At 67.4% G+C, this 22,489-nt stretch carries 21 protein-coding genes and 1 pseudogene; 19 read left to right on the top strand and 3 right to left on the bottom strand.

Features of this window, described 5'->3' with window-relative positions:
* Window positions 1–85 precede the first annotated feature (85 nt).
* From JZZ72_RS02475 to JZZ72_RS02455, 5 genes are read left to right on the top strand one after another with little or no spacing between them, the layout of a single operon-like run.
* Window positions 86–1,123 (top strand): branched-chain amino acid ABC transporter permease, encoded by a 1,038-nt coding sequence (locus tag JZZ72_RS02475; RefSeq protein ID WP_043861071.1) that lies wholly within the window; start codon window positions 86–88, stop codon window positions 1,121–1,123.
* Window positions 1,123–2,889 (top strand): branched-chain amino acid ABC transporter ATP-binding protein/permease, encoded by a 1,767-nt coding sequence (locus JZZ72_RS02470; protein ID WP_052504234.1) that lies wholly within the window; start codon window positions 1,123–1,125, stop codon window positions 2,887–2,889. The genes JZZ72_RS02475 and JZZ72_RS02470 overlap by 1 nt, the downstream gene beginning before the upstream one ends.
* Before the next feature lie 5 nt (window positions 2,890–2,894).
* On the top strand, window positions 2,895–3,653 hold the full coding sequence (locus tag JZZ72_RS02465) for an ABC transporter ATP-binding protein (RefSeq protein ID WP_229589366.1): 759 nt from the start codon (window positions 2,895–2,897) through the stop codon (window positions 3,651–3,653).
* Window positions 3,654–3,701: 48 nt separating this feature from the next.
* Window positions 3,702–4,838: an ABC transporter substrate-binding protein gene (locus tag JZZ72_RS02460; RefSeq protein WP_043861069.1), complete on the top strand. Its 1,137-nt coding sequence runs from the start codon at window positions 3,702–3,704 to the stop codon at window positions 4,836–4,838.
* A gap of 32 nt (window positions 4,839–4,870) precedes the next feature.
* Complete coding sequence (locus JZZ72_RS02455; protein ID WP_210014003.1) at window positions 4,871–6,151, top strand: OprD family porin; 1,281 nt, start codon at window positions 4,871–4,873, stop codon at window positions 6,149–6,151.
* Window positions 6,152–6,366: 215 nt separating this feature from the next.
* On the opposite strand, the gene JZZ72_RS28190 is transcribed toward JZZ72_RS02455, so the two are convergent.
* The 3 genes and pseudogenes from JZZ72_RS28190 to JZZ72_RS02445 all read right to left on the bottom strand — a co-directional run bounded on the left by JZZ72_RS28190 (window position 6,367) and on the right by JZZ72_RS02445 (window position 9,037).
* On the bottom strand, window positions 6,367–7,125 hold the full coding sequence (locus JZZ72_RS28190) for a methyl-accepting chemotaxis protein (RefSeq protein WP_370409121.1): 759 nt from the start codon (window positions 7,123–7,125) through the stop codon (window positions 6,367–6,369).
* Window positions 7,126–7,230: 105 nt separating this feature from the next.
* A pseudogene (locus tag JZZ72_RS28185) lies at window positions 7,231–7,875 on the bottom strand (cache domain-containing protein); the annotation flags it as partial.
* Between the two features lie 274 nt (window positions 7,876–8,149).
* Window positions 8,150–9,037 (bottom strand): SDR family oxidoreductase, encoded by an 888-nt coding sequence (locus JZZ72_RS02445; protein ID WP_210014002.1) that lies wholly within the window; start codon window positions 9,035–9,037, stop codon window positions 8,150–8,152.
* A 113-nt stretch (window positions 9,038–9,150) separates the two neighbouring features.
* Here JZZ72_RS02445 and JZZ72_RS02440 point away from each other — a divergent pair, with 113 nt between their 5' ends.
* The 14 genes from JZZ72_RS02440 to JZZ72_RS02375 all read left to right on the top strand — a co-directional run bounded on the left by JZZ72_RS02440 (window position 9,151) and on the right by JZZ72_RS02375 (window position 22,458).
* On the top strand, window positions 9,151–10,128 hold the full coding sequence (locus JZZ72_RS02440; protein WP_210014001.1) for a LysR family transcriptional regulator: 978 nt from the start codon (window positions 9,151–9,153) through the stop codon (window positions 10,126–10,128).
* A 42-nt stretch (window positions 10,129–10,170) separates the two neighbouring features.
* The gene (locus tag JZZ72_RS02435) at window positions 10,171–10,875 is read left to right on the top strand and encodes a GntR family transcriptional regulator (protein WP_058541363.1); all 705 of its coding nucleotides are present in this window, start codon (window positions 10,171–10,173) and stop codon (window positions 10,873–10,875) included.
* A gap of 152 nt (window positions 10,876–11,027) precedes the next feature.
* The gene (locus JZZ72_RS02430) at window positions 11,028–11,960 is read left to right on the top strand and encodes a 4-hydroxyproline epimerase (protein WP_210014000.1); all 933 of its coding nucleotides are present in this window, start codon (window positions 11,028–11,030) and stop codon (window positions 11,958–11,960) included.
* Window positions 11,957–13,072, top strand: a complete 1,116-nt coding sequence (locus JZZ72_RS02425; protein WP_328825106.1) for an NAD(P)/FAD-dependent oxidoreductase — start codon at window positions 11,957–11,959, stop codon at window positions 13,070–13,072. The genes JZZ72_RS02430 and JZZ72_RS02425 overlap by 4 nt, the downstream gene beginning before the upstream one ends.
* Window positions 13,065–13,301 (top strand): 2Fe-2S iron-sulfur cluster-binding protein, encoded by a 237-nt coding sequence (locus JZZ72_RS02420; protein WP_043861063.1) that lies wholly within the window; start codon window positions 13,065–13,067, stop codon window positions 13,299–13,301. Before JZZ72_RS02425 ends, JZZ72_RS02420 begins: the two co-directional genes overlap by 8 nt.
* Entirely contained in the window at window positions 13,298–14,554 is a 1,257-nt protein-coding gene (locus JZZ72_RS02415; protein WP_210013999.1) for an NAD(P)/FAD-dependent oxidoreductase, read from the top strand. The genes JZZ72_RS02420 and JZZ72_RS02415 overlap by 4 nt, the downstream gene beginning before the upstream one ends.
* A 74-nt stretch (window positions 14,555–14,628) precedes the next feature.
* A complete protein-coding gene (locus JZZ72_RS02410) occupies window positions 14,629–15,378 on the top strand; it encodes an AraC family transcriptional regulator (protein WP_043861061.1) in 750 nt (249 codons plus the stop codon).
* Between the two features lie 248 nt (window positions 15,379–15,626).
* Window positions 15,627–16,445 carry an ABC transporter substrate-binding protein gene (locus tag JZZ72_RS02405; RefSeq protein ID WP_043861060.1) on the top strand — a complete coding sequence of 273 codons (819 nt, stop codon included), beginning with the start codon at window positions 15,627–15,629 and terminating at the stop codon, window positions 16,443–16,445.
* A gap of 10 nt (window positions 16,446–16,455) precedes the next feature.
* Window positions 16,456–18,237, top strand: a complete 1,782-nt coding sequence (gene lhpI, locus JZZ72_RS02400) for a cis-3-hydroxy-L-proline dehydratase (RefSeq protein ID WP_210013998.1) — start codon at window positions 16,456–16,458, stop codon at window positions 18,235–18,237.
* Window positions 18,230–18,895, top strand: a complete 666-nt coding sequence (locus tag JZZ72_RS02395; RefSeq protein WP_043861058.1) for an amino acid ABC transporter permease — start codon at window positions 18,230–18,232, stop codon at window positions 18,893–18,895. The genes lhpI and JZZ72_RS02395 overlap by 8 nt, the downstream gene beginning before the upstream one ends.
* 10 nt (window positions 18,896–18,905) lie before the next feature.
* Entirely contained in the window at window positions 18,906–19,556 is a 651-nt protein-coding gene (locus tag JZZ72_RS02390) for an amino acid ABC transporter permease (RefSeq protein WP_043861057.1), read from the top strand.
* Window positions 19,549–20,271 carry an amino acid ABC transporter ATP-binding protein gene (locus JZZ72_RS02385; RefSeq protein ID WP_054916116.1) on the top strand — a complete coding sequence of 241 codons (723 nt, stop codon included), beginning with the start codon at window positions 19,549–19,551 and terminating at the stop codon, window positions 20,269–20,271. The genes JZZ72_RS02390 and JZZ72_RS02385 overlap by 8 nt, the downstream gene beginning before the upstream one ends.
* 116 nt (window positions 20,272–20,387) lie before the next feature.
* On the top strand, window positions 20,388–21,416 hold the full coding sequence (locus tag JZZ72_RS02380) for a trans-3-hydroxy-L-proline dehydratase (protein ID WP_054916117.1): 1,029 nt from the start codon (window positions 20,388–20,390) through the stop codon (window positions 21,414–21,416).
* 124 nt (window positions 21,417–21,540) lie between these two features.
* Window positions 21,541–22,458 (top strand): dihydrodipicolinate synthase family protein, encoded by a 918-nt coding sequence (locus tag JZZ72_RS02375; RefSeq protein WP_043861054.1) that lies wholly within the window; start codon window positions 21,541–21,543, stop codon window positions 22,456–22,458.
* The last annotated feature ends 31 nt before the right edge of the window (window positions 22,459–22,489 follow it).

The raw sequence follows: 22,489 nt of genomic DNA, 5'->3' as shown, positions 1-22,489 counted from the left end.
GTACGGCACCGCCGCACCGACGCCGACCGCCCTCTGCGGCCGGCACCCCACCTCCCCCTTGCCCACTGCTCGCTGAGGCCTGCCCATGGATTTCTCGATACTGGCGTTTCTTGCCCAGGACGGCCTGACCACGGGCGCGATCTACGCACTGGTGGCGCTGGCCCTGGTGCTGGTGTTCTCGGTGACGCGCACCATCCTGGTGTGCCAGGGCGACTTCGTCACCTACAGCGCCCTGACCCTGGCCACCCTGCAGCTGGGCCTGATGCCCGGCACCGTGTGGCTGCTGCTGGGCTGCTCGCTGGCCGCCTGCGCACTGGACTGCACCGACGCCGCACGGCGCCGTCAATGGCGCCGGCTGCCGGGCCTGTTGGCGCGCTACCTGAGCCTGCCGCTGCTGTTGTGGGCGGTGCTGGGCAACCTCGACCTGGCGAGCCTGCCGGCGCTGCTGCAGATTCTGCTGACCCTGGCCCTGGTCACGCCGCTGGGGCCGTTGCTGTACCGCCTGGTGTACCAGCGGGTGGCCGAGACCTCGGTGCTGTTGCTGTTGATCGTGTCGGTGGCGGTGCATATCGCGCTGGTGGGCGTGAGCCTGCTGATGTTCGGCGCCGAGGGCGTGCGCACCGAGGCCCTGGCCGAGTCGGTGTTCATGCTCGGCGAGCTGCCGGTGGGCCTGCAGAGCCTGCTGGTGATCGGCAGCGCGCTGCTGCTGATCGGCCTGCTGTATGCCTTCTTCGGCCACAGCCTGTACGGCAAGGCGCTGCGTGCCACTGCGCTCAACCGTACCGGCGCACAGCTGGTGGGCATCCCCACCCAGTTGGCCGGCAAGGCCGCGTTCGGCCTGGCCGCGCTGATCGGCGCGATCTCCGGGGTACTGATCGGCCCGCTGACCACGCTGTATTACGACTCGGGCTTTCTGATCAGCCTCAAGGGCTTTGTGGCGGCGATCTTCGGCGGCCTGGCCAGTTACCCGATAGCCGCGGCCAGTGCGTTCTTCGTCGGCGTGCTGGAGAGCTTCGCCAACTTCGGCGCCTCGGCCTACAAGGAGGTCATCGTGTTCACCGTGGTGATCCCGGTGCTGCTATGGCTGTCGCTGAAAAACCCGCACCTGGAGGAGCAACACTGATGGCCCTGCGACTGATCCCCCTGTTGGCCCTGCTGCTGGTGGCGGGCCTGGCGCCGCTGGTGCTGCCCGCGTTTCACGTGACCCTGCTCAACTACATCGGCCTGTACAGCCTGGTGGCCCTGGGCCTGGTGCTGCTGACCGGCATCGGCGGCATGACCTCGTTCGGCCAGGCCGCATTCGTGGGCATTGGCGCCTACGCCAGCGCGGTGCTCACCACCCAGTACGGCCTGTCGCCGTGGCTGGGCCTGCTGGCGGGGCTGGCGATCACCCTGGTGGTGGCCACCAGCCTGGGCCTGCTGACCCTGCGCCTGGCCGGGCACTACCTGCCCATCGGCACCCTGGCCTGGGGCCTGGCGCTGTTCTACCTGTTCGGCAACCTGCCGGGCCTGGGCGGCTTCGGCGGCCTGCAGAACCTGCCGAACATCGAGCTGCTGGGCTGGCAGATCAGCGGCTCGGCCGATTTCGCCGTGCTGATCGGGTTGTTGCTGGCGGCCAGCCTGTGGCTGCTCGACAACCTGCTGCACAGCCGCCAGGGCCGTGCCATCCGCACCCTCAAGGAATCGGCCGGGATGGCCGAGGCGATGGGCATCGATACCGCACGCAGCCGTCTGCAGGTGTTCATCATCGCCGCCCTGCTGGCGGCCCTGTCGGGCTGGCTGTACGCGCACCTGCAGCGGGTGGTCAACCCCACGCCGTTCTCGGTGGTGATGGGCATCGAATACCTGTTCATGATCGTGCTGGGCGGCGTCGCCAGCCTGTGGGGCGCGCTGCTGGGCGCAGCGTTGCTGACCCTGATCAAGCAGGTGCTGCAGGACGTGCTGCCGCAGCTGTTCGGGCATGCCGACAACGTCGAGATGATCTTCTTCGGCGTGCTGGTGATCCTGGTGCTGCAGTACGCCCGCGGCGGCCTGCTGCCGGTGCTGCGCAGCGTGCTGCCGGCCAGCCGCCCACGCACCCTGGCGCTGGATGACGCGCCGGCCCTGCCCCGGCGCAGCATGCCGGCGGCCGGCAAGCCGCTGATGGTGGCCCAGGGGCTGCTCAAGCAGTTCGGCGGGCTGGTGGCCAACAAGAACATGGGCCTGTCGGTGAATGCCGCCGAGGTGACCGCGCTGATCGGCCCCAACGGCGCCGGCAAGTCGACCCTGTTCAACCTGCTGTCGGGGGTGCTGACGCCCAATGCCGGGCAGATCACCTTCAACGGCCAGCGCATCGAAGGCCTGTCGCCGCGCGCCATTGCCCACCTGGGCGTGAGCCGCACCTTCCAGCACGTGCGCCTGCTGGGCGAGATGAGCGTGCTGGAGAACGTCGCCCTCGGCGCCCATGCCCGGGGCAAGGCCGGGTTGCTGCGCTCGATGCTGCACCTGGAACGCAAGGAAGAAGCCGCCCTGCTCGCCGAGGCCACGCGTCAGATCCAGCGGGTGGGCCTGGGCGAATACCTGCACACCCCGGCCGGCAGCCTGCCGCTGGGCCAGCAGCGCATCGTCGAGATCGCCCGCGCGCTGTGCAGCGACCCGTTGCTGTTGCTGCTCGACGAACCCGCCGCCGGCCTGCGCCATGGCGAGAAACAGGCGCTGGCGCAACTGCTCGAGCAGTTGCGTGGCGAGGGCCTGGGCGTGCTGCTGGTGGAGCACGACATGGAGTTCGTGATGGGCCTGGCCGACCACATCGTGGTGATGGAATTCGGCCAGCCCCTGGCCAGCGGCACCCCGCTGCAGATCCAGCAGAACCCTGCGGTGCTGGCCGCCTACCTCGGAGGTGTCGAATGAGTCGCCTGCTGGATGTGCGCAACCTGTCGATCAACCACGGCAAGGTCGAGGCGGTACGCAACCTCGACCTGCACCTGGAGGAAGGCCAGATCGTCAGCCTGATCGGCCCCAATGGCGCCGGCAAGACCACCCTGATGGCGGCGCTGATCGGCCTGCTGCCCTGCCAGGGCCAGGTGACCTACGCCGGCCAGGCGTTGCTGGGCCACCACGACGTGGCCCAGCGCATCGACCAGGGCATGGTGCTGGTGCCCGAGAGCCGCGAGCTGTTCGGCCTGATGAGCGTGGAGGACAACCTGCGCCTGGGCGCCTTCAGCCGCCACCGGCGCGGTTTTCGCGACCATCAGCAGACCCTCGACGAGGTGTTCGGGCTGTTCCCGCGCCTGCTCGAACGGCGCCAGCAGGCCGCCTGCACGCTGTCGGGCGGCGAGCGCCAGATGCTCGCCATCGGCCGCGCGCTGATGGCCAAACCGCGCCTGCTGATGCTCGACGAACCGAGCCTGGGCCTGGCGCCGCGGGTGATCGGCGAGATCTTCACCATCTTCGACACCCTGCGCCAGAGCGGCGTGTCGATCCTGCTGGTGGAGCAGAACGCCCGCGCTGCGCTGAAGATTTCCGACTACGGCTACGTGCTGGAGGTCGGCGAGATCGTGCTTGAAGGCGACGCCCAGGCGTTGGCCAGCAACCCCCGGGTGGTCGAAAGCTACCTGGGCCGCGCACCCGCGCCCACCGCCACCACGGAGGTGATCAGCGCTACCGGCACGTAGCGCCCCGCAGCACTTGCCACACCCATAAAAACAATATCAGGAGCTTGCATGAAACCGATTCTTCCCTTGCTGTTGCTGGCCACGCTGTCGACCGCTGCACAGGCCGACATGACCGTCGGCGTGATTCTCTCCACCACCGGCCCGGGGGCCTCGCTGGGCATCCCCGAGCGCAACACCGTGGCGCTGCTGCCCAGGGAGATTGCCGGGCAGGCCGTGAAATACGTGGTACTGGACGATGCCAGCGACAGTACCGCCGCGGCCAAGAACGCGCGCAAGCTGGTCAGCGAGCACAAGGTCGACCTGCTGATCGGCTCGACCACCGTGCCCACCTCGGCAGCAGTCGCGCAGATCGCCAAGGAGAGCCAGACCGCGCAGATCGCCCTGGCACCGTTCAGCCCCGCCAGCGGCGAGCAGAGCTGGATCTTCACCATCGCCCAGACCAACACCCTGATGGCCCAGGCGCTGATCGAGCACATGCAGCAGAACGGTGTGAAGACCCTCGCCTACATCGGCTACAACGATGTGTGGGGCGAAGACTGGCACAAGGTGCTCAGCGAAATGGCGCCGGCGGCAGGCATCACGCTGGTGCGCGACGAGCGCTTCAACCGCACCGACTCGTCGGTCAGCGGCCAGGCGCTGAAGGTGATGAGCAGCAAGCCCGACGCGGTGCTGATCGGCGCCACCGGCACCCCGGCGGCACTGCCGCATACCGAGCTGCGCCGGCTGGGCTACAAGGGCACCGTGTACCACACCCACGGCGCGGCCAACAGCGCGTTCCTGCGCATCGGCGACAAGGCGCTCAACGGTGCGATACTGCCGGTGGGCCCGGTGGTGGTGTGGGACAAGCTGCCCGCCAGCCACCCCTCCAAGGCCATCGCCAGCCAGTACGCGCAGGACTACCAGGCCAAGTACGGGGACAACAGCCTGTCGCCGTTCGGCGCCTACCTGTACGACGCCATGCTGCTGGTGCAGGCGGCCACCCCGGCGGCGCTCAAGGGTGCCGAGCCCGGCACCGCGCAATTTCGCCAGCAACTGCGCGACCAGCTGGAGCAGACCCGCGACGTGGTCGGCACCCATGGCGTGTACAACCTCAGCGCCACCGACCATTTCGGCCATGACCAGCGCGCGCGTGCACTGGTGAGCGTGCAGGACCAGCAATGGGTCCTGCTGCATGCCCCTGAATAAACCCCCACAACAATAATAAAAAAGGCAGATCCATGAGCACTCTGAAACGGGTCAACACCACCCTCGCCCTCGGCACCCTGTGCGGGCTCAGCCCGGCACTGCTGGCCCAGGGTTTCATCGAAGACAGCAAGGCCACCCTGACCGCGCGCAACTACTACTTCGACCGTGACTACAAGGGCGAATCGGCGCAGTCGGCGACGCGCGAATGGGCCCAGGGCTTCATCCTGCGCTTCACTTCCGGCTACTCCCCGGGCACCGTCGGCTTCGGCCTGGATGCCCAGGCCATGCTGGGCCTGAAACTGGACTCCAGCCCCGCGCGCACTGGCACCGGGCTGCTGCCGTTCGACCCCAGGGACCGCGACCCGCGCGACGATTATTCGGAGCTGGGCCTGACCGGCAAGGTCAAGGTCTCCAGGACCGAACTGCAGGCCGGCACCCTGGCACCGTTTTCGCCGATCCTGTTCGCCAGCCCCACGCGCCTGCTGCCGCAGACCTTTCGCGGGGTGCAGTTCAAGTCCCAGGACATCGACAACCTGACCCTCAGCGGCGGGCGCCTGGACCGCATGAACCAGCGCGATTCCACCAACTACCAGAAGATCACCGTCGCCGCGCCCAACCGGCGCTTCAATGGTGCAGCCGAGTCGGACAGCTTCACCTATGGCGGCGGCGACTATCAGTGGTCCGAGCAGCTGGTGCTCAAGTACTACCATGCGCAGCTGGAGGACATCTATCGCCAGGACTACGTCGGCTTCGTCGACAACCGTGCGGTGGCGAACGGGCGCCTGAAGACCGATGTGCGTTACCACATCAGCGGCGAGGACGGCCCGGCCAGGGCCGGCAAGGTCGACAACCGTACCTTCGGCGTGATGAGCACCTACAGCCTGGGCGCACACAGCCTGGGGCTGGGCTACATGCAATTGAGCGGCGATACGGCGATGCCGTACATCGCCGGGTCCGAGCCGATGGTGGTGAGCGAGGGCGCATTGAGCAGCGAGTTCCTCAACCCCAAGGAGCGTACCTGGCAGGTGCGCTATGACTACGACTTCGTCGCCCTGGGCGTACCGGGGCTCAAGGGCATGCTGCGTTACCTGGACGGCAGCCGCATCGAATTGCCGAATGCGCTGGGCGGCAGCGGGCGCAGCGAGAGCGAGAAGGACATCGAGTTGTCGTACGTGGTGCAGAGCGGCACGTTCAAGAACGTTGCATTGCGGTTGCGCCATGCGTGGTACCGCAATGACTTTGCCTCGACTGCGGCGTTCAGGGATGACAACGAGCTGCGGGTGAACGTGGATTACACCGTGGCGCTTTGGTAACGCGCTGGCATCGTGTGTAGATGAACAAACGCCCCGGCTTGCCGGGGCGTTTTGCGTTGGCAGCGTCGAATCACCGCGGTACCTGTAGGAGCCGGCCTTGCCGGCGAACGGGCGCGCTGCGCTCGCGGGGCAGTCAGGCCGCCTGTGCCGGTCCTGCTGGTGCTTCGCACCAGTTCGCGGGGCAAGGCCCGCTCCTACACGTCCGTTGCCGCGCCCTACCCCGTAACCACCTGCCCCACCTGCTCCTCCAGCTGCTGCGCCAACGCCCTCAGCTCATCACACGACTGGCGCGTCTGCTCGATGGTGCGCGCGCTCACCGTCGAGGCGTCGTGGATGCGCGTGACGCTGCGGTTGATACCGTCTGCCGTGGCCGCCTGCTGCTCCGCCGCACTGGCAATCTGCAAGGTCATCTGGCTCACCGTGGACGCCGACGCATCGATCAACGCCAGCGCCTGCCCGGCCCGCGCCGAGGCGGCCACCGGCTGCTGCGCCGACTCGACGTTGGCGCCGATCTGCGCCGCCGCCTGGCTGGCACCGGCCTGCACGCGGTTGATGATCTGCTGGATCTCCAGCGTCGACTGCTGCGTACGCCGCGCCAACGTGCGCACCTCGTCCGCCACCACCGCAAAGCCACGCCCATGCTCACCCGCGCGCGCCGCCTCGATGGCAGCATTCAACGCCAGCAGGTTGGTCTGCTCGGCAATCGCGGTGATCACGTCCAGCACGCGCCCGACACTGCCCGAGTCGGTGGCCAGTTGGTCCACCACGCTGCGGCTGTGCTCCAGCGCCTCGGCCAGCGCACCAATCGCCTCACCGGCATCGCGCACCGTGGCGCTGCCGGCCGTGGCCTGTTGCTCGGCATCGCGGGTGGCGCTGGCGGCGACGCTGGCGTTGTGCGCCACGTCCTGCACGGTGCTGACCATCTCGCTCATGGCCGTGACCACGCTGTCGGTCTCCAGTTGCTGGGCCTGCATGCTGCGCTGCGCCGCCTCGGTGATCTGCCCCAGGCTGTCGCTGGTGCTGGAGATGCGCTGGCTGGCCTTGGCCATGCTGCGGGTGACGCGGTGCGCAGCCTCCACCAGGCGGTTGAAGCTGTGCGCCACCTGGGTCAGCTCGTCGAAGCCGTCGGTGGGCAGGCGCAAGGTCAGGTCGGTGTGGCCATCGGTGGCGCGGGCCAGCGCCTGCACGGTGTGGTTGAGCGGCCGGGTGATGCTGCGAATCAGCAGCCAGGCGCACAGCGCCATGCCGAGCAACGCCACCAGCACCAGCAACGCCGGCATGCGCAGCACCGTGTTCACTTCGTGGCGCACGTCCTGCGGGTGGATGCCGCTGGCCAGCACCCAGCCCCAGGGCTTGAACAGCACCACCTCGGACACCTTGAATTCCGGCGCCTGCCCGGCTGCCCGCGGGAACCAGTACTCGACCGTGCCGCGCCCCTGGGCCACGGCCCGGTCGATCATTTCGCGGGCGAACGGCTTGCCGTTGACGTCCTTGAAATCGGCCTGCGACTTGCCCACCAGGGCGGGTGCCTTGGGGTGCATGAGCATGCGGTGCTGCAGGTCGAGAATCAGCAGGTAGTTGTCGCCCAGGTAGCGAATGCGGCTGACCATTTCTGCCGCCTGGCGCTGCGCCTCGGCGCGGCTCAGGTGGCCTTCCTCGGCCTGCTTCTCATAATGCGCCAGCAGGGTGGATGCGGTGTCCAGCGCAGTGCCGACACCGGCCATCTTCTCCTGCAGCAGGCTGCGTTGCAGGGTCAGCCCCAGCCAGCCACTGAGCAACACGACAAACAGGGTGATACCGATCACCAGCACGGTGATGCGGGTGCTGATACGCAGATGTCTCAACCCGATCATAGGGGGCAATACCTCATTTTATTGTTATGCACGACGGCGCAAGGCGCACCGCGCACAAACATACACTATTGTATTTTAAAATGAAGATTGACCCGCCTCTAATCTGGCATTTCCCTCTTACAAAAAGATTCAGACATGTATTCGATCAGTAGGCGAATGCAGCCCGGTGCTTGCGCACGAAATCCACCCAGCGCACCGGCTCGCGACCGGTGATGGCCTGGAAGTTGTCGAACACCTGGTCGACCCCGGGGATGGTGCCGGCGGCCATGCGCGTGAAGTTGTCGTGCACGCAGCTCATGTAGGCCATCTCGGCGCCGGCGGCGCGCATGTTTTCGAGAAACACGTCGGGTGATTGCGCGTCATAGCGAAACGGCTGGCCGAGTACCTCGCTCATCACCTGTGCCACCTCGTCGTAGGACTTCACGTCGTAGCCCAGGCGGTAGGTCTGCCCGGCATGGCGCTGCGGGTGCAGCAGGGCCTGCGCCGCCACCCGCGCCACGTCTTCGCCGTCGACCCAGCTGAACCGCGTGTGGCCGGTGTACTGTTCGATCACGCCGTTGCGCACGGCCTGGGTGCCGTCGTAGCTGAGCAGGTTCTGCATGAAGCACTCCGGGCGCAGGTGGGTGAAGCTGAAGCCGCACCATTGCACATAGCGCTCCACGAACTGGTGCCAGGCCCAGTGACCGATGGTGGCGTCGTCGTCGCCACAGGCCCCCAGGTGCACCACGTGCTGCACCCCGGCGTGGCGTGCGCGGTCGAGAAAGGCCTTGCTCTGGCGCAGCATGTCGACGCTGTAGCCGGTCACCAGCAGCACCCGGTCGACGCCCTGCAGGGCCGGCGCCAGGGTGTGCTCGTGGTCGAAATCCATGATCACCGTGCGGATGCCACGGGCCTGGAAGGGCTGCGCCTTGGCCGGCGAACGCACGGCGGCCACCAGTTCGATGGTGTCGTCGCCTTGCAGAAAGCGCAGGGTGTCGCCGCCGATCTGGCCGGTGGCGCCGGTGATGAGGACGGTGGGCTTGGTGTCGTGCATGGTCGCAACCTGTTGTGCAGTAGAGGTCGAATCAGGCTACTCGGGAACAAACGGCGTATTGGCGATATGTTTTACCGGGTAAAGTGACTGCAATTCATCAATGGGGTGGGCACATGTATTCTTCGGAACGCCTCAAGGGCATCGACGTGTTCGTCTGCGTGGCCGACCTGGGCAGCTTCAAGGCCGCGGCCGAGCGCCTTAACCTGACCGGCTCGGCAGTCAGCAAGAGCGTCGCGCGGCTCGAGGCGCGGCTGCACACGCGCCTGTTGGCACGCACAACACGGCGCGTGGCGCTGACCGAAGCCGGGGCGGCGTTCTATCGCACCTGTACCGGCGTGCTGGCCGAGCTGGAAGAGGCAGAGCTGGCGCTGAGCACCCAAGACGCCGAGCCGCGCGGCCGGGTACGCATCGACCTGCCGGCGGCCTTCGGGCGCCTGCACGGGCTGCCGGCGATTCTGGCCTGCGTGCGCGAGCATGCGCTGCTGATGCCGCACGTGACCTTCTCCGACCGCTTCGTGGACCCGGTCGAGGCCGGCATCGACCTGTTCGTGCGCATCGGCGGGCCGCAAAGCTGGCCGGCGGCGGTGGGGCACCATTACCTGGGCTCGCAGCGCGTGGTGTTCTGCGCCGCCCCCGCGTACCTGGAGCGCCATGGCGAGCCCGGCAACGAGCTCGAACTGGAACGCCACAGCTGCATCGTGTACGGGCTCAATGACGGCATGGTCGGCCCGTGGCACTTCCCTACCGCCCGCCCCGGGCATACCGAGCGTCGGATCATGCCGGCACGCATGGCGGTGGGCGATGCCGAGGGCCAGGTGGCCGCAGTGCTGGCCGGGCATGGCATCGCACAGCTGCCGACCTGGCTGATTCGTCGTCAGCTGGAAGACGGCAGCCTGGTGGAGGTGCTGGCGCAGTTGGCCACCGACGGCCTGCCGATTCACCTGGCGTGGCTCAAGAGCCGGCAGGCGCAGCCCAAGGTCGCGACGCTGCTGACGCACCTGCGCCAGTGCCTGTCGGGGGACGGTTTCGAGCCGCCGTCGCCGTCATCGTGTGGCAACGCGTCGCGCTCCCGGGCGAACGTTTCCAGATAATTCGTATACCATATCCCTAAATCCCCTCGAATGATTGCCACCGTGAACCTACCCAAACTCAACGCGCCGGACCTGGGCAACACGCCCTCCACGTCCGAGATCATCACCCGGCACCTGCGCGATGCCATCGTGGCCGGGCACTTCGACGAAGACGAGCCGATTCGCCAGGACGACATCGCGCGTCAGTTCAACGTCAGCAAGATCCCGGTGCGCGAGGCACTCAAGCGGCTTGAGGCCGAGGGGTTGGTGATGTTCCAGCGCAACCGTGGGGCGATGGTCACGCGCTTGTCAGATTTCGAGCTGGCGCAGATGTTCGAGGTGCGCATGTTGCTGGAGGACAAGGTGTTGCGCCTGGCCATCCCGAACATGACCGAGGCCACGTTCGAACAGGCCGAGCGCATCTGCCAGGAGTTCATTGGCGAGAACGACGTGGGGCGCTGGGCGCAGTTGAACTGGGAGTTGCATGCGTGCCTGTACGAGCCGGCGCAGCGACCTTTTCTGGTGAGCATGATCCGTTCGGTGAACGACAAGCTGGAGCGGTACCTGCGCATGCAGATGAGCCTGTCGGCAGGCAAGGAGCGTGCCGACCACGAACACCGCGAGATCCTCGATGCATGCCGGGCGGGTGACGTGGAGCGCGCGGTGGGCTTGCTGGATGAGCACATTGCGGGGGTGTGCGAGACCTTGCTGGAGCACTTGCCGATGGCCAAGCCCCACCCCGGTCTGGAGCCGGGCCAACAAGGCTGACCTCTCAAAACCCCCAGGCCATGGCGCGTTGCAACAGTTCGGACATGTCATGGCCCTATGCCGATTTCGTCATCCACACCGCGCAATTCCATCAAGACGCCACCCCCCACCAACCGCCACCCTTGCGTCCATACCCCCAACGGACGCGCCCCATGAAACGCATCACCGTGATCGACTCCCACACCGGCGGCGAACCCACGCGCCTGGTCACCGCAGGCTTCCCCGACCTGGGCCACGGCAGCATGGCCGAACGCAGGCAACAGCTGGCCGAACACCACGATCAGTGGCGCGCCGCCTGCATGCTCGAACCCCGCGGCAATGATGTGCTGGTGGGCGCACTGCTCTGCGAACCGGTCGACCCCAGCGCCTGCGCCGGGGTGATCTTCTTCAACAACACCGGCTACCTGGGCATGTGCGGCCACGGCACCATCGGCCTGGTGATCTCGCTGGCCCACCTGGGCAGGATCGGCCCCGGCACCCACACCCTCGAAACCCCCGTGGGCAACGTGCAAGCCACCCTGCACGACGACCACTCGGTCAGCGTGCGCAATGTACCCGCCTACCGCTATCGCCACGCCGTCAGCGTGCAGGTGCCCGGCATCGGCGAAGTGACCGGCGATATCGCCTGGGGCGGCAACTGGTTCTTCCTGGTGGCCGAGCACGGCCTGCGTGTCAGCGGCGACAACCTCGACGCGCTCACCGCCTACACCGTGGCCGTGCAGCAGGCCCTGGAAGATCAGGGCCTGCGCGGCGAGGACGGCGGCCTGATCGATCACGTCGAGCTGTTCGCCGACGACCCCTACGCCGACAGCCGCAACTTCGTGCTGTGCCCCGGCAAGGCCTATGATCGCTCGCCCTGCGGCACCGGCACCAGCGCCAAGCTGGCGTGCCTGGCCGCCGACGGCAAGCTGCAACCGGGCCAGATCTGGCGCCAGGCCAGCGTGATCGGCAGCCAGTTCGAAGGCTCGTTCGAAACCGCCGGCGATCGCATCGTGCCGACCATTCGCGGCCGCGCGCATATCAGCGCCGAAGCCACGCTGATCATCGAGCAGGACGACCCGTTCGCCTGGGGCATCCGCCTGTGACCCAGGGCCTGGCCGCCGATGTGATCGTGGTGGGCGCCGGCATCATCGGCGCGGCCTGCGCCCAGGCCCTGGCCCGGCGCGGCCTCGACGTGCTGGTGCTGGATGCCGGGCTGCCCGGCGCCACCGCCGCCGGCATGGGCCACCTGCTGGTGCTGGACGACAACCCCGCCGAACTGGCCCTGAGCCAATACTCGCTGCAACGCTGGCGCGACATTGCGCGCAACCTGCCCGAAGGCTGCGCCTACCGCAGCAACGGCACCCTGTGGCTGGCCGCCAACGCTGAAGAAATGGCCGTGGCCGAGCACAAGCATGCCAACCTGCGCGCCCATGGGGTGATCTGCCAGTTGGTCGGCGCACCTCGATTGTGCGAACGCGAACCGCTGCTGCGCGAAGGGCTGGAGGGCGGCCTGCTGATCGAGGACGACGGCATTCTGTATGCCCCGGCCACCGCACGCTGGATGCTCGACCAGCCGCGCATTCGCCAGCGCCAGGCACGGGTCGCCGAGGTGGATGGCGCCCGCGTGCGCCTGGACGACGGCCAGTGGCTGGCCGCCACGGCCGTTGTGCTGGCCAACGGTATCCAGGCCACCGAACTGTGCCCCGAACTGCCGATACAACCCAAGAAGGGCCACCTGCTGATCACCGACCGCTACCCCGGCCAGGTCACCCACACCCTGGTGGAACTGGGCTACGTGACCAGTGCGCACAACGCCAGCGGCCCGTCGGCCGCGTGCAATATCCAGCCGCGCCCTACCGGCCAGCTGTTCATCGGTGCCTCACGCCAGTTCGGCACCACCGACCCGCAGGTGGAAGGCTGGATGCTTGCCAGGATGCTCAAGCGCGCCACCGAATACGTGCCGGCGCTGGCCCAGCTCAATGCGATTCGCGCCTGGACCGGCTTTCGCGCCGCCAGCCCCGACGGCCTGCCGCTGGTGGGCCAGCACCCGCAACGCCCCGGCCTGTGGCTGGCGGTGGGGCATGAAGGACTGGGCGTGACCACGGCCCCGGCCACCGCCGACCTGCTGGTGGCGCAACTGTTCGACGAACACCCGCCCCTGGCCGCACAGGCCTACCTGCCACAGCGTTTTCTCGGAGAACCGACCCATGCCTGAACTGACCCTGGACGGACGTGCCCTGCGCGTGGCCGAAGGCACCAGCGTGGCCGCTGCACTGGCCCTGGCTGGCGACGGCTGCACGCGTACCTCGGTGAGCGGCCAGCGCCGCGCACCGCTGTGCGGCATGGGCATCTGCCAGGAATGCCGGGTGAGCATCGACGGCCGGCGCCGCCTGGCCTGCCAGACCCTGTGCCGCGACGGCATGCAGGTGGAGACCCGCGCATGAGCGCCCATGCCGACGTACTGATCATCGGCGCCGGCCCGGCCGGCCTCAATGCCGCACTGGCCGCTGCCCCCAGCGGTGCACGCATCGTGCTGCTGGACGACAACCCCTGGCCCGGCGGGCAGATCTGGCGCGCCGGCCCGCAGGCCAGCGTGCCGGCGCAGGCACAGCGCCTGCGCGAGCACGTGGGCGCCTTGAACAATGTGCAGCACCACCCGCAGACCCGCGTGATCGCCGCCACCGGCCCGCGCCAGTTGCTGGTGGAAGACGCCGAGCGCGGCTGGTTGATCGACTACGACACGCTGATCCTGTGCACCGGCGCACGCGAACTGCTGCTGCCCTTCCCCGGCTGGACCCTGCCCGGCGTGACCGGTGCCGGTGGCCTGCAGGCACTGGTCAAGGGCGGCCTGCCGGTGCGCGACCAGCGCGTGGTGATCGCCGGCAGCGGCCCGCTGCTGCTGGCCAGCGCTGCCACGGCGCGGCACAACGGCGCGCAGGTGGTAGGCGTTGCCGAACAGGCAACCCGCGGCGCGGTGGCGGGTTTTGCCGCACAACTGCCGCGCTGGCCAAACAAGCTGCTGCAAGCGTTCGGCCTGTTCGACCGCCACTACCGCACCGACAGCCATGTGGTGGAGGCACTCGGCACCGAGCGCCTCGAAGGCGTGCGCCTGCGCCAGCACGGCAAGCTGGTCGAGCTGGCCTGCGAGCGCCTGGCCTGCGGCTTCGGCCTGATTCCCAACAGCCAGCTCGGCCAGGCCCTGGGCTGCACACTCCACGGCCAGGCGCTGGCCGTGGATGCGTGGCAGGCCACCAGTGAGCCGGGCCTGTTCGCGGCCGGGGAATGCACCGGTTTTGGGGGCAGCGAACTGGCGCTGGTGGAAGGCACCATTGCCGGGCTGGCGGCCGTGGGCGACCGCCAGGGCGCCGCCCGCCACTGGCCGCAGCGAGCGCGCTGGCAGGGCTTCGCCAAGGCGCTCAACCACGCCTTCGCCCTCGCCCCGCAGCTCAAGCAACTGGCCCGCCCCGACACCCTGGTATGCCGCTGCGAGGACGTGCCCTACAGCAAGCTCGCCGGCCAGCGTGACTGGCGCGAGGCCAAGCTGAGCAGCCGCTGCGGCATGGGCGCCTGCCAGGGCCGGGTGTGCGGCGCCGCAGCGCAGCACCTGTTCGGCTGGCAGCCCTCGGCGCCGCGCCCGCCGTTCAGCCCGGCGCGCATCGAGACCCTGCTGTGCCTGGACGACACCCCGCCCGCATGAAACGCACCCCGGGGCTTTCGAGGCGGGCGCCGGATCTCTATGATCCCGAAGGTGCCCACCAGACCGTCAGCGCCATGTACGTATCGCTCAACAGCTTCCAGCCCTGCGACCTGCCCAGCCTGCTGAGCAGCCTGCAGCCGATCGCGCCGCTGCTCGATACGCTGAGCGACGTGGTGTTCTTCATCAAGGACACCCAGGCCCGCTACGCCTTCGTCAACCACACCCTGGCGCGGCGCTGCGGCTTCAGGCACAGCCACGAGCTGCTGGGGCTGACGGCCGACAGCGTGTTCCCCGAACGCTTCGGCCCGCTGTACACCGCGCAGGACCGCCGCGTGCTCGACAGCGGCCGCGAACTGGCCGACCAGCTCGAACTGCACCTGTACTTCGGCAACCAGCCGGTGTGGTGCCTGACCCACAAGCTGGCACTGTTCGACACCCAGGGCCAGATCGTCGGCCTGGCCGGCATCTCCCGCGACCTGCAGGCGCCCCAGGCCAGCCACCCCGGCTTCGATCGCCTGGCGGCGGTGGATGCGCACATTCGCGAGCACTTCGCACGGCCCGTGAGCCTGGCCGAGCTGACCGCGATTGCCGGGTTGTCTGCCGCGCAGCTGGAGCGCAACTGCAAACGTGTGTTCCAGCTCACCCCGCGCCAGATGATCCACAAGGTGCGCCTTGAAGAAGCCTCGCGGCTGCTGCACCACAGCGACCTGCCGATCACCGAGATCGCCCTGCGCTGCGGCTACACCGACCACAGCGCATTCAGCCGCCAGTTCCGCGCCCTCACCAGCCTGTCGCCAAGCCAGTACCGCGATACCCGCCGCTAGACGCGGTGTGTTCCTTTAGGGTGCGCCGCCGCGTCCACTGCTCCCATATGTAACACCGCCGGCACCGGGCAGCGTTTCCTGCGCACCGCCCGCCTGCCCTGCCGGATTCAACGCAAGTCCTCTGGCTCAAGGGCCGCACAGCAATTGCATCGCGCGGGCAAAAACAGGCACGGGCATTGCTATAAAAATATCGTATACGAAATTCACAATACGCCCGCTACCAGCACCTTCCGACAAACGAGGCTTCCATGAAAAACCCCGCTTTTGTTGTAGCTCTCAGCGCTGTGCTCAGTACCTCCTTCATCGCCACCGCCCAGGCCGACAAGCTCGATGACATCATCGGCTCCGGCAAGCTGCGCTGCGCCGTGACCCTGGACTTCCCGCCCATGGGCTTTCGCGACGACGCCAACAAGCCGGCCGGCTTCGACGTCGACTACTGCAACGACCTGGCGAAGGTCCTCGGGGTAGATGCCGAGATCGTCGAGACGCCGTTCCCGGACCGTATCCCGGCGCTGGTCTCGGGGCGGGCCGACGTGATCGTGGCGTCCACCTCCGACACCCTGGAGCGAGCCAAGACGGTCGGCCTCACGGTGCCCTACTTTGCCTTCCAGATGGTCGTGCTGACCCGCGACAACACCGGCATCAACAGCTTCGACGACATCAAGGGCAAGGCCCTGGGCAACACCAGCGGCACCTATGAAGCCATCGCGCTGGAGAAGGACGTGAAGCAGTGGGGCAGCGGCAGTTTCCGCGCCTACCAGTCGCAGAACGACACCATCCTGGCCGTGGCCCAGGGGCACATCGATGCCACCGTGGTGACCAACACCGTGGCCGCCGCCACGCTCAAGTCGGGCAAGTACAAGAACCTGAAGATCGCCGGCAACGCACCCTACGTGATCGACTACGTGTCGCTGGGAGCCAAGCGCAACGAGTACGGCCTGCTCAACTACCTCAACCTGTTCGTCAACCAGCAGGTACGTAGCGGCCGCTACAACGAGCTGTTCGTCAAATGGGTAGGCACCGATATCCCGCCGACCGACCTGACCGTGCCGAAGGTCTACTACTGAGGTGCCCGGCATGCCCAGCCCTTCCACTGCCCTGAACGGGCGTAGCCTGGTCGATGGCGCGGCCAGTGGCGAGTTGCTGTTCGCCGACATCGGCCTGAGTTTCTGGGGCGGTGTCGACGCCTTCAGCGGCGAGGTCATCGACCGCCATCACCCGCTCAGCGGCGCACACCTGGCCGGCCGCGTGCTGGCCATTCCCAGCGGGCGCGGCTCGTGTACCGGCAGCAGTGTGATGATGGAACTGATCAGCAATGGCCATGCACCGGCGGCACTGGTGCTGGCCGAGCCGGATGAGATCCTGACCCTGGGCGTGCTGGTGGCGCAGTTGCTGTTCGGGCGCTCGCTGCCGGTGCTGTGCATCGGCCAGCAGGCCTTTGCCGCCCTGCGCGGCAAGGCCTTCGCGCAGGTGCAGGGCGAGCGCCTGATGCTGTTCGACCAGGCCCCCGCCGAGGCGCTGCCGGCAGCCCCGGCCAGCCCGCCGGCGGCGACGCGCCCGACCACCCTCACCCTTACCGACCACGACCAGGCCTTGCTCGCGGGCGACCTGGGCAAGGCCGCGCAGGTGGCGATGCAGATCGTGCTGCGCATGGCCGAGCTGCAGGGCGCACACAGCCTGGTGGACATCAGCCAGGCGCATATCGACGGCTGCATCTACACCGGCCCCGCCAGCCTGCGCTTTGCGCAGCAGCTGGTGCAGTGGGGCGCCAGGGTGCGGGTGCCGACCACCCTCAATTCGATTTCCGTGGACCAGCGCCGCTGGCGCGAACTGGGTATCGACGCGGCGCTGGGCGAACCTGCCAGTGCGCTGGGCGATGCCTACATGGCGATGGGCGCGCAGATGAGCTTTACCTGCGCCCCCTACCTGCTCGACAGCGCGCCGAAGCTCGGCGAGCAGATCGTGTGGGCCGAGTCCAACGCCGTGGTGTACGCCAACAGCGTGCTCGGCGCGCGTACCCTGAAATACCCCGACTACCTGGATATCTGCATCGCCCTGACCGGCCGCGCGCCGCTGATCGGCTGCCACCTGGAGGCCCAGCGCAAGGCGCGGGTGCAGATCGACCTGCCGGCGCTGACCCACCTGGACGATGCGTTCTACCCGCTGCTGGGCTATCACATCGGCGCCATGGTCGGCAGCCAGATCCCGCTGGTGACAGGGCTGGAGCGTTTTGCCCCGACCCACGACGACCTCAAGGCCTTCGGCGCCGCGTTCGCCACCACCTCGGCGGCGCCGCTGTTCCATATCGCCGGGGTCACACCCGAAGCGCTGGACCCGGCCCAGGCGGTCAGCGCGGGCGAGGTGCTGCCGGTAAAACGCATTGCCCTGGCCGACCTGCTGGTGAGCTGGCGCGAGCTGAACAGTGCCCGTGACAGCCAGGTGGACCTGGTGTCGCTGGGCAACCCGCACTTCTCCCTGGGCGAGTTCGCGCACCTGGCACAGCTGTGCCGCGGGCGCACACGCAACCCGGCGGTCAGCCTGGTGATCACCTGCGGCCGTGCGGTGCTGGAGCAGGCCCGTGACGCCGGCCACCTTGCCCCGATCGAAGCCTTCGGCGCGGTGCTGGTGACCGACACCTGCTGGTGCATGCTCGGCGAGCCGGTGATCCCGCCCGCCGCCCGCACACTGATGACCAACTCGGGCAAATACGCCCATTACGCCCCCGGGCTGGCGGGCCGGGCGGTGCATTTCGCCAGCCTTGGCGAGTGCGTCGAGGCCGCCTGCACCGGCAGCGCCAGCGGTCGCCTGCCGGCCTGGCTGCAACCGGCCGCCCCACAGGAGAGCCCCGCGCATGTTTGACTACACCTTCCAATGGCGCTCGGCCCTGCGCGCCCTGCCCGACATGCTGGCCGGTGCCTGGGTCACCTTCGAGACCGCCGCGCTGTCGATGATCTTCGGCGTGCTGATCGCCCTGGCCTTGACCGTGATGCGTGAAGCGCAGCAGCCGGTGTTGCGCGGCATCGGCAATGCCTGGGTATCGATTGCGCGCAACACCCCTTCGCTGTTCCAGATCTACATCCTGTACTTCGGGCTTGGCTCGCTGGGGCTGCACGTGAGTTCGTGGTTCGCACTGCTGGCCGGCATCACCTTCAACAACGCCGGGTACCTGGCGGAGAACTTTCGCGGCGGGCTCAAGGCAGTGCCGACCACGCAGATGCGCGCGGCACGCTCGCTGGGCATGAGCGCGTTCCAGGCCTACCGCATGATCATCGTGCCGCAGTTGCTGCGGGTGGTGTTCTACCCCTTGAGCAACCAGATGGTGTGGGCGGTGCTGATGACCTCGCTGGGGGTGATCGTGGGGCTCAACAACGACCTCACCGGCGTGACCCAGGACTACAACGTCAAGACCTTCCGCACCTTCGAGTACTTCGCCATTGCAGCGGTGCTGTATTACCTGATCGCCAAGCTGATCGTCGCGGTGGCCCGGCTGATGGCCTGGCGGCTGTTCCGTTACTGAGGAGCTGTCCATGTTTTCTACAAGCTTTACCTGGAACGACATGCTGTTCCTGCTCGACGGGGCCTGGGTCACCCTGCAGCTGACCTTCTGGTCGATCATGCTGGGCTCGGTGGCCGGGCTGGTGTTCGGCCTGCTGCGTGCGCTGCTGCCACGCGCCAGCCTGCCGCTGGCCTGGGTGCTGGATGTGTTTCGCAGCGTGCCGCTGCTGATCCAGTTCGTGCTGTTCAACTCGTTCAAGAGCATCGTGGGCCTGAACATCAGCGCCTTCAGCGTGGGCTGCATCGTGCTGGGGGTGTACGCCGCGGCGTACTTCACCGAGATCGTGCGCAGCGGTGTGCTGGCGGTACCGCCCAGCGTGCGCCGGGCCAGCCGGTCGCTGGGCCTGAGCTACCTGCAGGACCTGCGCTGGATCGTGCTGCCGATGGCCTCGCGGGTGGCCTTTCCGGGCTGGCTGAACCTGGTGCTGAGCGTGATGAAGGACACCGCGCTGGTGATGTGGATCGGCATCGTCGAATTGCTGCGCGCCTCCCAGACCATCGTCACACGGATTCAGGAACCCCTGCTGGTGCTGTGCATCGCGGGCCTCATCTATTACGTCATGAGCCTGGTGGTCGCACGCCTGGGCGCCCGACTGGAAAGAAGGTGGCAAGAAAATGATTGAGATCGACAACGTACACAAATCCTTCGGCGACCTGGAAGTGGTCAAGGGCGTGAGCCTGACGGTGAACAAGGGCGAGGTGGTGTCGATCATCGGCGGTTCGGGCTCGGGCAAGTCGACCCTGCTGATGTGCATCAACGGCCTGGAGCCGATCCAGAAGGGCAGCATTCGCGTGGACGGCATCGAGGTGCACAACCGCGCCACCGACCTCAACCGCCTGCGCCAGAAGATCGGCATCGTGTTCCAGCAGTGGAATGCCTTCCCGCACCTGACGGTGCTGGAGAACGTGATGCTGGCGCCGCGCAAGGTACTGGGCAAGAGCCGCGAGGAAGCCGAGGCACTGGCGATCCAGCAGCTGACCCACGTGGGGCTGGGCGACAAGTTCAAGACCTTCCCCGGCAAGTTGTCCGGTGGTCAGCAGCAGCGCATGGCGATTGCCCGGGCGCTGGCGATGTCGCCGGACTACATGCTGTTCGACGAGGCCACCTCGGCGCTCGATCCGCAACTGGTGGGCGAAGTGCTGGACACCATGCGCATGCTTGCCGAGGACGGCATGACCATGGTGCTGGTGACCCACGAGATCCGCTTTGCGCGGGATGTGTCGGACCGGGTGGCGTTCTTTCGCAACGGGCTGGTGCACGAGATCGGCTCGCCGGACCAGGTGATCGGCAACCCGCAGCAGCCGGAGACGGCGGCGTTTCTCAAGTCAGTGAAGTAACCAGGGGCCTCATCGCGGGTCAAGCCCGCTCCCACACAGATCAGCCCATACCCTGTGGGAGCGGGCTTGACCCGCGATGGGCTGCGCAGCAGCCCCAATCAATCAGGAGCCAGGCAATGCGTTCATCAAAGGTGATTCATGTAGTCAGCTGCCACGCCGAAGGCGAGGTCGGCGATGTGATTGTCGGTGGCGTCGCGCCGCCACCGGGCGACACCCTGTGGGAACAGTCGCGCTGGATCGCGCAGGACGACACCCTGCGCAATTTCGTGCTCAACGAACCGCGTGGCGGCGTGTTCCGCCACGTCAACCTGCTGGTGCCGCCCAAGAACCCGGCCGCGCAGATGGGCTGGATCATCATGGAGCCGGCCGACACCCCGCCGATGTCCGGCTCCAACTCGCTGTGCGTGGCCACGGTGTTGCTCGACAGCGGCATCCTGCCGATGACCGAGCCGCAGACCCGCCTGGTGCTCGAAGCCCCCGGCGGCCTGATCGAGGCCGTGGCCGAATGCCGGGACGGCAAGGTGCAGCGCGTGGAGGTCAGGAACGTGCCCTCCTTCGCCGACCGCCTGGACGCCTGGATCGAGGTCGAGGGCGTGGGCTCGCTGCAGGTCGACACCGCCTATGGCGGCGACAGTTTCGCGATTGTCGATGCCCAGCGCCTGGGCTTTGCCATTCGCCCCGACGAGGCCGCCGACCTGGTGGAGGTGGGCCTGAAGATCACCCGCGCCGCCAACGAGCAACTGGGTTTTGTGCACCCGCTCAACCCCGGCTGGTCGCATATCTCGTTCTGCCAGATCGCCGCGCCCATCGTGATGGAGAATGGCGTGGCCACCGGTGCCAACGCGGTGGTGATCCAGCCCGGCAAGATCGACCGCTCCCCCACCGGCACCGGCTGTTCGGCGCGCATGGCAGTGTTGCAGGCCAAGGGCCTGATGCAGGTGGGCGAACGCTTCATCGGCCGCTCGATCCTGGGCTCGGAGTTCCACTGTCGCATCGATTCGCTGACCGAAGTGGCCGGGCGCGCCGCCATCTACCCGTGCATTTCGGGGCGTGCCTGGATCACCGGTACCCATCAGTTGCTGCTCGACCCTGCCGACCCGTGGCCACAAGGCTACCGACTGTCGGACACCTGGCCCGGCGCCTGATCGCTAAGCCCTTGATTCACAAACCCTAAGCAAAAAGACCAGCAAAAACCCCGAAATAACGCTGGTCTGCTTCACACACATAAAATATCGTATACGAAATACTAACAACCACCGGAGACAACCAATGAGCAAGCGCATCAACTGGAGTGGCGTGTTCCCTGCGGTCACCACCCAATTCAACGACGACTTCTCCATCAACCTGGAAAAAACCCACCAGGTGATTTCCAACGTGATCCGCGACGGCGTGTCGGGCCTGGTGGTGTGCGGCTCGGTGGGCGAGAACACCTCGCTGACGGCCGAAGAAAAGATTGCCGTGACCGAAGTGGCGGTGGATGCCTCGCGTGGGCGTGTGCCGGTGATCTGCGGCGTGGCCGAGTTCACCAGCGTGCAGGCCGCCAAGGTGGCCAACGCGGTGCGCAAGGTGGGCGTGGACGGGGTGATGCTGATGCCGGCGCTGGTGTACGGCTCCAAGCCGTTCGAGACCGCCGAGCACTACCGTTACGTGGCCAAGCATGCCGACGTGCCGCTGATGGTCTACAACAACCCGCCGATCTACAAAAACGACGTGACCCCGGACATCCTGATTTCCCTGGCCGACTGCGACAACGTGGTGTGCTTCAAGGATTCCTCCGGCGACACCCGCCGCTTCATCGACGTGCGCAACGAGGTGGGCGACCGCTTCGTGCTGTTCGCCGGCCTCGACGACGTGGTGCTCGAAAGCATCGCGGTGGGCGCCGAGGGCTGGGTGTCGGGCATGTCCAACGTGTTCCCCAAGGAGGGCGAGACGATCTTCCGCCTGGCCAAGGCCGGACGCTTTGCCGAGGCCATGCCGATCTACGAGTGGCTGATGCCGATCCTGCACCTGGATGCCCGCGCCGACCTGGTGCAGTGCATCAAGCTGTGTGAAGCCATTGCCGGTCGCGGCAGCGCGCTGACCCGTCCACCGCGCCTGGCCCTGCCAAAGGACGACCGCGAGTTCGTCGAGCAGATCATGGCCAAGGCCCTGGCCAATCGCCCTGAACTGCCGGATGTCGGCCTCTGAGTGAGTGCCGGGCGGGCCTCTCTGCGGGGCC

Source organism: Pseudomonas palmensis (assembly GCF_017848315.1).
GTDB classification, from domain to species: domain Bacteria; phylum Pseudomonadota; class Gammaproteobacteria; order Pseudomonadales; family Pseudomonadaceae; genus Aquipseudomonas; species Aquipseudomonas palmensis.
The sequence above is the reverse complement of the archived record's forward strand: the minus strand, read 5'-3'. Positions and strand labels throughout refer to the sequence as shown.

What these genes read in the sequence shown, in the direction of transcription:
- JZZ72_RS02475 (WP_043861071.1), top strand. Translation starts at nt 86, where the DNA reads ATGGATTTCTCGATACTGGCGTTTCTTGCCCAGGACGGCCTGACCACG.
- JZZ72_RS02470 (WP_052504234.1), top strand. Translation starts at nt 1,123, where the DNA reads ATGGCCCTGCGACTGATCCCCCTGTTGGCCCTGCTGCTGGTGGCGGGC.
- JZZ72_RS02460 (WP_043861069.1), top strand. Translation starts at nt 3,702, where the DNA reads ATGAAACCGATTCTTCCCTTGCTGTTGCTGGCCACGCTGTCGACCGCT.
- JZZ72_RS02455 (WP_210014003.1), top strand. Translation starts at nt 4,871, where the DNA reads ATGAGCACTCTGAAACGGGTCAACACCACCCTCGCCCTCGGCACCCTG.
- JZZ72_RS28190 (WP_370409121.1), bottom strand. Translation starts at nt 7,125, where the DNA reads ATGCAGGCCCAGCAACTGGAGACCGACAGCGTGGTCACGGCCATGAGC.
- JZZ72_RS02445 (WP_210014002.1), bottom strand. Translation starts at nt 9,037, where the DNA reads ATGCACGACACCAAGCCCACCGTCCTCATCACCGGCGCCACCGGCCAG.
- JZZ72_RS02440 (WP_210014001.1), top strand. Translation starts at nt 9,151, where the DNA reads ATGTATTCTTCGGAACGCCTCAAGGGCATCGACGTGTTCGTCTGCGTG.
- JZZ72_RS02430 (WP_210014000.1), top strand. Translation starts at nt 11,028, where the DNA reads ATGAAACGCATCACCGTGATCGACTCCCACACCGGCGGCGAACCCACG.
- JZZ72_RS02420 (WP_043861063.1), top strand. Translation starts at nt 13,065, where the DNA reads ATGCCTGAACTGACCCTGGACGGACGTGCCCTGCGCGTGGCCGAAGGC.
- JZZ72_RS02415 (WP_210013999.1), top strand. Translation starts at nt 13,298, where the DNA reads ATGAGCGCCCATGCCGACGTACTGATCATCGGCGCCGGCCCGGCCGGC.
- JZZ72_RS02410 (WP_043861061.1), top strand. Translation starts at nt 14,629, where the DNA reads ATGTACGTATCGCTCAACAGCTTCCAGCCCTGCGACCTGCCCAGCCTG.
- JZZ72_RS02405 (WP_043861060.1), top strand. Translation starts at nt 15,627, where the DNA reads ATGAAAAACCCCGCTTTTGTTGTAGCTCTCAGCGCTGTGCTCAGTACC.
- lhpI (WP_210013998.1), top strand. Translation starts at nt 16,456, where the DNA reads ATGCCCAGCCCTTCCACTGCCCTGAACGGGCGTAGCCTGGTCGATGGC.
- JZZ72_RS02395 (WP_043861058.1), top strand. Translation starts at nt 18,230, where the DNA reads ATGTTTGACTACACCTTCCAATGGCGCTCGGCCCTGCGCGCCCTGCCC.
- JZZ72_RS02390 (WP_043861057.1), top strand. Translation starts at nt 18,906, where the DNA reads ATGTTTTCTACAAGCTTTACCTGGAACGACATGCTGTTCCTGCTCGAC.
- JZZ72_RS02385 (WP_054916116.1), top strand. Translation starts at nt 19,549, where the DNA reads ATGATTGAGATCGACAACGTACACAAATCCTTCGGCGACCTGGAAGTG.
- JZZ72_RS02380 (WP_054916117.1), top strand. Translation starts at nt 20,388, where the DNA reads ATGCGTTCATCAAAGGTGATTCATGTAGTCAGCTGCCACGCCGAAGGC.
- JZZ72_RS02375 (WP_043861054.1), top strand. Translation starts at nt 21,541, where the DNA reads ATGAGCAAGCGCATCAACTGGAGTGGCGTGTTCCCTGCGGTCACCACC.